This is a genomic window from bacterium endosymbiont of Bathymodiolus sp. 5 South (assembly GCF_900128535.1).
Taxonomy (GTDB): domain Bacteria; phylum Pseudomonadota; class Gammaproteobacteria; order PS1; family Pseudothioglobaceae; genus Thiodubiliella.
This window is the reverse complement of the sequence record NZ_FQTR01000073.1, coordinates 1-9,593: the sequence shown is the minus strand read 5'-3', so window position 1 is coordinate 9,593 and position 9,593 is coordinate 1. Positions and strand designations below refer to the sequence as shown.

General features: G+C 36.0%; 5 protein-coding genes and 1 pseudogene. 2 read left to right on the top strand and 4 right to left on the bottom strand.

The features are described 5' to 3' along the window. On the top strand, positions 1-915 hold a 915-nt coding region (locus BBROOKSOX_RS07340), incomplete at its 5' end, for a hypothetical protein (RefSeq protein ID WP_180323907.1). A 3-nt stretch (positions 916-918) separates the two neighbouring features. Next, positions 919-5,928 (top strand): cadherin-like domain-containing protein, encoded by a 5,010-nt coding sequence (locus tag BBROOKSOX_RS07335; RefSeq protein WP_139660549.1) that lies wholly within the window; start codon positions 919-921, stop codon positions 5,926-5,928. A 238-nt stretch (positions 5,929-6,166) separates the two neighbouring features. Here the strand turns inward: BBROOKSOX_RS07335 and BBROOKSOX_RS07330 are convergent, their stop codons facing one another. The 4 genes and pseudogenes from BBROOKSOX_RS07330 to BBROOKSOX_RS07315 all read right to left on the bottom strand — a co-directional run. Continuing rightward, positions 6,167-8,002, bottom strand: a complete 1,836-nt coding sequence (locus BBROOKSOX_RS07330) for an ATP-binding protein (RefSeq protein WP_139660548.1) — start codon at positions 8,000-8,002, stop codon at positions 6,167-6,169. Beyond that, the gene (locus BBROOKSOX_RS07325; RefSeq protein ID WP_139660547.1) at positions 7,992-9,044 is read right to left on the bottom strand and encodes an SIR2 family protein; all 1,053 of its coding nucleotides are present in this window, start codon (positions 9,042-9,044) and stop codon (positions 7,992-7,994) included. Before BBROOKSOX_RS07325 ends, BBROOKSOX_RS07330 begins: the two co-directional genes overlap by 11 nt. After that, a complete protein-coding gene (locus tag BBROOKSOX_RS07320) occupies positions 9,037-9,243 on the bottom strand; it encodes a hypothetical protein (RefSeq protein WP_180323906.1) in 207 nt (68 codons plus the stop codon). Before BBROOKSOX_RS07320 ends, BBROOKSOX_RS07325 begins: the two co-directional genes overlap by 8 nt. Positions 9,244-9,369: 126 nt before the next feature. Further along, positions 9,370-9,593: pseudogene (locus BBROOKSOX_RS07315) on the bottom strand (YifB family Mg chelatase-like AAA ATPase); the annotation flags it as partial.

Sequence of the window (9,593 nt, the reverse complement as noted above, 5' to 3'; positions counted from 1 at the left end):
GCAATGATAAAAACAAACAACACAACAAATCTTAAAAACATATCAAAGTATCTTTTAACAACCACTTTAACACTTGGATTGTTAAGTGCAACTAACACAGTTATTGCCAACCAAAACTCTACGATAGACAACTATAACACCCGCTACACCCCACAAGGTAGAATAAAGGCAGGCAAGCGAGGCACTTACAAAAAAGATACCCATGTTTGGGTTTACACCTCAGCCTTTGCTAAGCGTTTTGGTATGCCACAAGAATGGGTGGATGATGAGTTAAAAGGTGCAGAGGCACTTGCCTATCGACTAGATTTAGATGTGTATGGTACTAAGTGCGGTTACTTCTCCAATGTAGAAAATTGTCGCCCTGCTACTGCTTGTGTGGTGGATATGTATATTGATGATAAGGCTAATTTGCCTTGGAATAATAAAGCTAGGTATGCCAGTATGTATGGGCGTAAATCCAACGCTTTCTTATGGCCACAGTATCCTAATGATAAACCTGCTTATCTTTATCGCAGAACCAAACGCGGTCAGGAATATAAGTTGGGGCTGGATGCCACAACAGTGGTTCATGGAAAAAATGATAAGTCAAGAATGGGAGGTTATTTTATTTTGGAATACGATAGAGACATCTACAAAAACATAGATTATCTATCAGGTTCTGTTACTTGTCGTAGTTTTGGCAAAACTAGGGAGACAAAAATCAATATTTATGATGCAGTTTTTAGAAAAAATGGCTCAATATCGGCTAAATCTTTAAATAATCTTACTCACCAAGTAAAAATCCCTAATACTTTTATGCAACGCATAGAAAAATACGATAAAGCTCAATACGAACCCAATAGCCTATTTAACGAACTTAGGAAACGCCTAAGCACTACCACCAAACCAAATCATCAGAATAATAACGAGGAGTAAGCTATGCCAACACCAAATAACAATAACTCAATTACTTACTTTGAATTAGCCCTCTTAGCAGAGGATGTTTATAAAAAAGATATAGACAATAGAGGGGTTAACGGTTGGGAGCCAGATGTTATTACAGGGACTGCAAACAACTTTGACTCAGGTCTACAAATCCAAAACTACCAAAATGCTACCCATCCTAACCACACCGTGATTGCCATTGCTGGTACTAATGGACTCAATGACTGGGATGATAATGTCTCTTTTATTACAGGGGGCTTGTCCGAGCAATTCCAACAAGCACTGACCTACGCTGCACAAACCATTGATACTGCAGCTAAGAACTCAGAAGACACTAAGACTGCAAATAAAACTTTTTCAGTCACAGGTCACTCCCTAGGTGGTGGTATCGCCCAAGCCATTGCTTATACTTTTGGCTTAAATGGCGTTACTTTGGATGCCCCAGGTGCGAGTGCCATTGTGGCAAGTAAGGAATACCAAGTCTTTATTGCCTCACTTAAGGAAAAGTATCCTAATGCTTTTAATAATATTGAAGATACACCGAATGTAGGCGAGCATTTTATTAATATTCGTGAGAAATGTTCATTGGTAAGCAGTATTGGTACACATCTAGGTACATCAATGGAAATTGATGCCGTGAGTGACACACAAACCGTTATTGGTGCACTTCTTACAATACTAAGCCCTGTAATAGGATTGGCAATACTGGCTGATAGTTTAATTGGTAATCACGAAGTACGACCGATGATAGGTTATGTGAAAAACAATCTGAATCTTAAATTAACAGACGAACAATGTGAGCAGCTGGAATGCGAACTAGAAACCATTGCCCGTGAATCAAAAAACGGCAATCCAATCGACCAATTCACCTTTGACACCACCGCCCAAGCCCTTAGCCCATGGCAAGGCGGTAACATTGTTGAGCTGAATGATGCTGGAGAGTGGTTTGTTAACACCCCAGACATTGCCTTTAACGACATAGGGGATTTATTGGACGCTGAAGAAGCCATGTTTCAAGAACTGCAAGAGGGCTGGATAACCTATGAGGAATTCGATGCTTTCGAAAATTATGTGTTGAATCATGCAATAGGTGATGATAACTACAGCTATGATGATGATTCTCAAACTGATCGGCTTGATTATAACCCAATCGGGGCTTTTTATGATTCTCAAAGTGCACAGTATGATAATGCCCAGAGTGTTGCACAATATACAGGGGTGCTTATTAATAGCAACAACCAAGCACTGAGCGTAGCGCAACTCCAAGCTCTAGATACTAACAACGATGGGCAACTAACAGGATCTGAAACTAACATCCTGCGTCTATGGCAAGATATTAACGAAGATGGGCATCTAGATACGGGGGAGTTAGCTAATCTCAACACACTTAATCACCCTATTCAACAAAGTGAATATGCTTTCTATACTAACGGCAATGCTCATGTTGCCAACAGACAACCTATTCAAACGAGTCAAATAAACGAGTTAGACACGCCAAATAGCAACTACCGCACCCTAAGAGACGAAGACAACATTTATTATTATCATGATTTGTCAAATGGAAACCTGAACTACATTCAATGGGAATCTTCCATGATTAAAATCCATATCAACAAAAGTCACATTATTGGCACCGATGGTGATGATACCTTTGATGTGGACTATTACAATGATTATAACTTCTTTGACTTTAGCTTAATCACTCACTTTTTAGCAGGCGATGGTGATGACTTAATGGGTGGCAGTGAGAGAAGTGATAACCTTTGGGGTGGTCTGGGAAATGACGAAATACTTGGTTACGCTGGCAACGATAAAATCTATGGCGAACAAGGTAACGATAGAATATTTGGTGCCGTTGGAAATGACACCATCCTTGGTGGTTCAGGCGATGATATTATTGTCGGCTTTACTGCCAGTAACAATGTCAAACAAACCCTAAGTACAGGAGAAACTGATAACGACCATTTGTATGGCGGTAGTGGCAACGATAAATTATACGGTGGTTTGGGTAATGATTACCTAGACGGTGGCGCCAACGATGATCTTTTGTTAGGTGGAGAAGGTAACGATAAACTCTGGGGTGGTAGTGGCAACGATGAAATTCAAGGTAATGAAGGTAACGATGAGGTTATGGGCGGATCGGGTGAAGACAGACTCTTTGGGCAGGCAGGCGATGATAAACTTTGGGGTGGAGAAGGCAAAGACCTTTTACTTGGATTCACTGCAAAAAATGAGGTTAAGCAAAGTCTAAATACAGGTGAAACTGATAACGACTATCTGAATGGTGGTGGTGGTGACGATATTCTAATGGGTGGCTTAGGGCATGATAGACTCTATGGTGGCACTGGGAATGACGAACTGCAAGGCAATGAGGGTGATGATAAACTCTATGGCGAGGCAGGCAATGATCATTTATTTGGTCAAAGTGGTGATGATATTCTCTACGGTGGCGATGGCGATGATTATTTAATAGGCTTCACCGCTAATAACGAAGCCAAACAAAAGCTCGATGGCGAAGAAAGTGATAACGATCATCTATATGGTGGCGCAGGGCAAGATGTTCTCATCGGTGGACTGGGAAACGATTATTTAGATGGTGGTGCAGATGCCGATGTCATGGTCGGTGGACTGGGTAACGATATCTACATTGTTAATAGTGTTAACGACAGTATTTACGAACAAAATAATCAAGGTTATGACATCGTTATTTCTAGCACCAGTTATTTGCTAAACGCCAATATTGAAGAATTGCGCTTATTGGAAGGCTTTAATATTCATGGCACAGGCAATGCCTCCGATAACAAAATCATTGGCAATAGCGCTAACAACATCATTGATGGAGTAACAGGTGCCGATGAGATGATTGGTGGATTGGGGGATGATACTTATTATGTCGACAACATTAATGATAGTGTTGTAGAGTATGCCAATCAAGGTACGGACACTGTTCAAAGTAGCATTACTTACACCCTAAGTGACAATATAGAAAACCTAGTCTTGCTTGACTTCTCTAAGGCAGAAAAAGGTCAGGTTGATGGTGAAGCCGTTTTGGTTTATGGCTTTCCAAAACGCAATGAACTGGATTACATGCAAGGCGATGCCATTGAAAACTACCGAGGCACTTGTGCATTAACCTCTATTGCCAACCTTATCACCCAAACAGGCACCCCTACATCCGAAGGTGAAGTAGTTAATACTGCTATTGCCAACAACTGGGCGGTAAATGACCCCAGTTTACCTGCCAGTCAATTAGGTGGTTCTAATTACCTACAACAACAAACTATTTTAAACAACTACGGTATCGCTAATGATGTCATCCAAGGTTACAACGAAACTGGCATCGCCAACTTACTTCGAGGTGGTCGCGGTGTTATGTTGTCCGTTAATGCTGGTATATTATGGAATGACTCAAACTACAATGGCAATGGCGGTGTCAATCACGCCATCACCTTGACAGGAGCAGTACACAATGCTAACACTGGTGATTTAATGGGATTCTACATTAGCGACTCAGGACGAGGCAAGGTTAATGACATGACGCGTTTTGTTGATATTGACACTTTCCGCAAAGCAGCAGATGTTGCCAATGCCTACAGTATTTATACTAGGAAAGCGGTTAAGCTTTGGGATGAAAATATAGATGCAACGGGTAATAATAATGATAATAACATTATTGGTAACCGTGGAGACAATGTCCTGCAAGGTTTAGCAGGCGATGACACCATATATGCTGAGGCTGGTAATGATATTATTATAGGTGGCGTAGGTAATGATACTTTAGATGGTGGTACAGGTAATGACACTTACAACTTTAACCTAGGGGATGGCAACGATACTATTGTTGATACCCAGGGTGTTGATACTATTATGTTTGGAGAGGGTATAAAAATTTCCGATGTTAGTATCACTAAAGAAGGTAATGATTTATTACTCACTATAAACGGTCAGGATAGTATTTTGTTAAAAGATACAACAGAAAATAGAGTCATTGAACGCATTATGTTTGCTGATGGTGCAATGTGGCATATCAACGAAGCGCACGATAATTTTAATGCCAGCACTAAAGGGCGTGTTTATTTGCAAGGTGAGGCCTTAGAAGGACAAACTTTAACATTAGTAAATACTTTATCTGATGCTGATGGTATGGGTGAACTAAGTTACCAATGGCAATATTCAACTGATGGGGAAGTTTGGGTAAATATTGTTAGCGCTACAACTGATGAATTAACCTTAACACAGGCACATACTGGTAAATACATAAAGGTTATTACCAGTTATACTGATGGTCGTGGCAATTTGGAAACCACCACAACATTGACCAGTGAAACAGTTGCTAATACAACGATTAGCCTCTCAAGTGTTAAAGATCAAGATTTGACGATTACTACAACACAACTATTAACTAATGTGGTTGGTAGTAATTTGAGTATTATCAATTTATCCATAGCGGGTAATGATGCAACGCTTACTGATAATAATAACGGCACTTGGACGCTTACACCTAAGACTAACTTTAGTGGCAAAATCGAGTTAAGTTATCAGATTAGTGGTGGCGATCATGCAACTGATACACACATTTTAAATGTTGATGTGATAATACAAGGCGACACCAGTGATAACCAACTAATTGGTAATGAAGGCGATAATATTATTCAAGCACTAGCAGGCGATGACACTTTAGTCGGCAATGCTGGGGATGACACTTTGACTGGCGGTTTGGGAAGTGATACCTTTGATTACAATAGCAATAATGATGGTCATGACACTATTACCGACTTTAGTTTATCTGAAGGTGATAAGTTAGATATATCAGATTTGATTGATTACCAAGCAAGCAACAATTTAGCTGATTTTGTTAGCGTTGAGAATATAGGCAATAATAGTATTGTTCATATAGATTCTGATGGTGCTGGCATTGGTGAGAGTTATGTTAGTATTACATTATCCAATACAACTTTATCATTTGAAGATTTGTCTAATGCCAATGCCCTGATTGTGCTGTAAGTTTTTATCAAGATTCACGCCGATAACCAATCGCTAAGATGCTGAATGTTGGCGGTGTTTGAGTTATCTAAATCGGTAATGGTTTAATCCGTTAATACTTGCCAAAGGGTGTAGGCCTTATGCAACCCCAGCACTTAAAACCAAACTGGCACTTAAAGTATTGCAAAGGCTACATTACCCAGAACCTCTGACAATTCTTTAATATACAAATTATATATTGCAATTTTTGCCACATGTATTATTCCCAACCTTGAATTAAGTTTATATTATGACTTTGTGGTTGATTTTTTATCTTTTTAATTTCATTAACCTTAATCACTACTGGAATTTTTGCCATTAATCCCGCCAAAATACATGTTCCCGTTGCTAAATTTGGAATAGAATCAGCAGAAACTTTATCTAAATAAGAAATAGTTTTTTCAACTGCTAACAAATCATTATTGTTTATTAGCCTGTGTAGAAAATAATTATGTAATTGAGATATAATTGTTGCTGAAATATCTGATGGTCTTTGACTGGCAATAGTCATAAAAACATTAAATTTACGACCTTCTTTTATTATCTCTTCGAAAGTTTCAAGGCGATAGTCTTTCCACTCTTTGCTTTCTCTATCAGAATTACTGGAAAGAATATTATGTGCCTCATCTACGATTATGTGTAGTGAGTGGCTTTTGTTGTTGTCTTTTTTCTTTTTATCGTATAACTCTTTCACCAAAAGCATCGGCAACATTTTACGAATATCCATATTAACATTTCGCAAAGAAACAACAGTTAAATTCTTTTTATTTTCACTTGAATCATCGTCCTTTATTGTTAAAACTTTCTCTAAATCTAATATTCGTTTTTCAAGCCTTTTAATCAGGGGTGATAAGTTTTCGATATTTGAATACCCCTTCACTATTTCACTGTAATAATGAAATATTATTTTTAGTTTAATATTTTCAATATCTGACAAACTTTTAATAGTAATACCACCTAAACACTCAAGCGTTTTTGTAAAAACAGAGTCTAAATCAGAATTTGCATAAATCTTTTCTATGTAATATGTATTCTGCTGCCCATGATAACGCAGGGCACTTCTTAGGTCATTGACCTTTGTCTCTTTTTTTAAAAACTCATTGATATTATTAAGAAAATTAAAAATCACTCCTTTTTCAACATTTCTAGATTCATTGGATAAGAATTCTTTTATTAATGCCTTAACAGACTCTTCTGAAATATTAGTTTTTTTGATAGTTCTACTTAAAAATGGCTGCTGGGTTTTTTCTGTAGCGCTTAAAAATATAGACCAAAAAGTAGCGTTTTCTATTGTAGATTTTGAGATTGGAAGTTTTTCTCTCTTATCATTTTTTTTCATTGCTTTAGTTGTTAAATTATAAGAATTTTTACCCTTTTCATCAATAATTGCATCATCAATATATTCACCGTTAAAATCAATAATTATAAATTTAGCCTTGTTTTTAAAGTTTTCATTATTTTTATATTCTTCAAACAATTGACGATATATCTTTGCCAAAGTATAAGACTTACCACTACCAGTATTGCCAAAAATTCCAATATGACTGGCAAATAATTTATTAATTCCTAACGATATATCAACCCCATCATCAAACTCTAGCTGCCCAATTTTTATCGGCTTGTCTTCACTATCTACAAATTGATGGATATTGTTAAATTCTTCCTTGGTAATTAAAAAACAAGTATTTTCTATTAGAGGTAACTCTTTAATGCCTCTTTCAAATTTTCCGCTCTCTAAATATCCTAAAATTTTAATATTTAAAATTCTGTTAACTTTGTCTTTATTGTTTATGTAATTCTTTTGGCTATTATCTTTATTTTCTTTAATTAATTCACCTTCAATTTTTCCGATAATTTCTTCAAAATCTTTTTTAATTTTTACATACCCACCAACAGATATATTTTGAATAATATCGCCTTTATACAAAATAGATGAGGTGTTTTTTCCTGTATCAATTCTAACTTTTACTGCCTGACCAATAACTTCAATGACACTGCCAACTCTAAAGATTGAATTATCTTCAATATAGCTTTCTGTAGTAATGCTATTTGTCATTTTTCTGTTGACTAATTTCAGTATTGTCTCGTGGTATTTGACACTCTTTATTAAGTTGACCAGCAAAGAATTTATTTATTTCTTCAAAATCATATTTTTTTGCAGTGAGTAAGCAAATGTTACTATTTTTAGCATCATTTTCTAACTTTTTATAAATCTTACTATCCTGGTCATGCGCAAATATATAAACAATACTGGTTGGGTTTGTATTTGCCACTCTTAATGTCAATTCTCTAATATGTTCATCTGCAAAGGAAAACCCCATAACAAACAAAACACTGTTCTCTTTCTCTAATTCGTTGTTATATATTCTTAATAAATCATAATGAGTTTCATTTAAAACCGTATCTTTGAATTTCTTTTTTGATGGATTGACAATCATCAACTTATCATAGTTTTCTTTAAATTTAGCACCTTCATTGTTAAGGGAATCCTTTATTTCGAATACTAACTTTAAATCTTTATCTAATTTTATATTTTTACCTTCTGCACGCCAAGAAACAGAACCATGTAGTTTAATGATATTGAAGACAGGTATTTCCGAAGTATTTTCATAATGAAGACTAGTTTTATAATAAGATTTTTTAAAATTACCTACATTATATTTAGGATTAAACCTTCCATGAAATCCATCGTTAAACTCAACGCCTGTTTCTTCCAAGGCAATCTCTGAAAAAATATCAACATTGGTAGTAAATATATTTACTTGCTTTGAGAGTAGGGAAGACTCCCTCTGCAAAATTAATGCATTAATAGTTTTATAAAACTTCTTGTATAACTCTAATACATCTTTACACTCTTTCGTGGATAAGTCAATTCTTACTTGCACTGACGGTAAAAATATATTTCCAAATATTGATTTTTCAAAATATTTTTTCTTAATCTTTATTTCTTCATCTGAATTTTTTGACTCTTCAGCCTCTGATAATTTCTTTTCAATATCAGTTAGTGTTTCAAGAAATGGTGCAGAAACACCAGATCCGATAAGAAAGTTTATATTAGCACTCGCTATACTTTTCTTTATATTTTTATTATTATTCATATTTATAAATTATATCATTTTGCTTAAAATTTCCTACATACCGCATCAACCACCCAACACAACTAACTCTTGCCAAAGATTCTTCTCTAATTTTAGTTTCAATTTCACTTGAAGTTACATAACTCGCTTTTACCTTGTAGCCTAAAACGGTGCTTTCAGTTGAAGCGGAATTTGCCTTGATGGTATCAAGAAATTCCATTAATTCATCCACGGTAAAAACAGTAATTTTTCTTTTTTGATTTTATCCTTAAATATAGGAGATTGAATAACGAAGTGATAGCCTCGCCCTTGTCCTGTCTTTTTAACTAAAGTTTGTAGATAAATACTATTCACTTCTACGATAGCCAATCGCCTCAATCAAATGTGGGCTATTGACTGTTTCACTATTTTCTAAATCAGCAATAGTACGAGCGACTTTTAAGATGCGGTGATAGGCTCTTGCTGACAAGTGAAATTTGTCAATAGCATCAGACAATAGTTGCTTATTCTCTTTGCTTAGAGGTATGGACTTTTCTATTTCATCGGGTGTCAGTTTGTCGTTAAATTTAG

What these genes read in the sequence shown, in the direction of transcription:
- BBROOKSOX_RS07335 (WP_139660549.1), top strand. Translation starts at nt 919, where the DNA reads ATGCCAACACCAAATAACAATAACTCAATTACTTACTTTGAATTAGCC.
- BBROOKSOX_RS07330 (WP_139660548.1), bottom strand. Translation starts at nt 8,002, where the DNA reads ATGACAAATAGCATTACTACAGAAAGCTATATTGAAGATAATTCAATC.
- BBROOKSOX_RS07325 (WP_139660547.1), bottom strand. Translation starts at nt 9,044, where the DNA reads ATGAATAATAATAAAAATATAAAGAAAAGTATAGCGAGTGCTAATATA.
- BBROOKSOX_RS07320 (WP_180323906.1), bottom strand. Translation starts at nt 9,243, where the DNA reads ATGGAATTTCTTGATACCATCAAGGCAAATTCCGCTTCAACTGAAAGC.